General features: G+C 48.7%; 2 tRNA genes and 2 rRNA genes. All 4 read left to right on the forward strand.

The features are described 5' to 3' along the window. A 16S ribosomal RNA gene (locus LPW36_RS17630) occupies positions 1 to 105 on the forward strand; the annotation flags it as partial. A gap of 101 nt (positions 106 to 206) precedes the next feature. Continuing rightward, positions 207 to 283 (forward strand) — tRNA-Ile (locus LPW36_RS17635). A 132-nt stretch (positions 284 to 415) separates the two neighbouring features. Next, positions 416 to 491, forward strand: a tRNA-Ala gene (locus tag LPW36_RS17640). 216 nt (positions 492 to 707) lie between these two features. Beyond that, positions 708 to 975: ribosomal RNA gene (locus LPW36_RS17645) — 23S ribosomal RNA — on the forward strand; the annotation flags it as partial.

A 975-nucleotide genomic window follows, 5' to 3' on the forward strand; every position in this document is an offset into this window, starting at 1 on the left:
GGTAGCTTAACCTTCGGGAGGGCGCTTACCACTTTGTGATTCATGACTGGGGTGAAGTCGTAACAAGGTAACCGTAGGGGAACCTGCGGTTGGATCACCTCCTTACCTGAAAGATACTGATTGAGTGCAGTGTCCACACAGATTGTCTGATGAAATGAAAAGAGAGCAACGAGGTTTGAGGCCACTTAAACCTTGAGTATCTTATTGGGTCTGTAGCTCAGGTGGTTAGAGCGCACCCCTGATAAGGGTGAGGTCGGTGGTTCAAGTCCACTCAGACCCACCAATTCTACTTACCCTTGCATCTTTCGCCGCTGCGTTACTCATGTGCTGACGCACACTGCGTTACTCACTACGAAACCTGCTGCGGTTAAGCGAATTGGTGCCGGTAAATCAATAAGGTGTCTCTGTTCTTTATGGGGCTATAGCTCAGCTGGGAGAGCGCCTGCCTTGCACGCAGGAGGTCAGCGGTTCGATCCCGCTTAGCTCCACCATAAAGAAGTTATCTTAAATCGTGCTAAAACTATTCCAGAGTGTACTGACGAAAGTCCGTGTACTGTGAAATATTGCTCTTTAACAATCCGGAACAAGCTGAAATTTGAATCCTCAGCCAATAGTGAGTTTTAACACTGACACTAATTGGACTGAGTGAGTCTCTCAATTTTTTGCAACTCAGATTGTGTTTCTTGCGAGACACCTTCGGGTTGTGAGGTTAAGTGACTAAGCGTACACGGTGGATGCCTAGGCAGTCAGAGGCGATGAAGGGCGTGCTAATCTGCGATAAGCGTCGGTAAGGTGATATGAACCGTTATAACCGGCGATACCCGAATGGGGAAACCCAGTGCAATTCGTTGCACTATCATACGATGAATACATAGTCGTATGAGGCGAACCGGGGGAACTGAAACATCTAAGTACCCCGAGGAAAAGAAATCAACCGAGATTCCCCCAGTAGCGGCGAGCGAACGGGGAGGAGCC

Source organism: Limnobaculum eriocheiris (assembly GCF_021010575.1).
GTDB classification, from domain to species: domain Bacteria; phylum Pseudomonadota; class Gammaproteobacteria; order Enterobacterales; family Enterobacteriaceae; genus Limnobaculum; species Limnobaculum eriocheiris.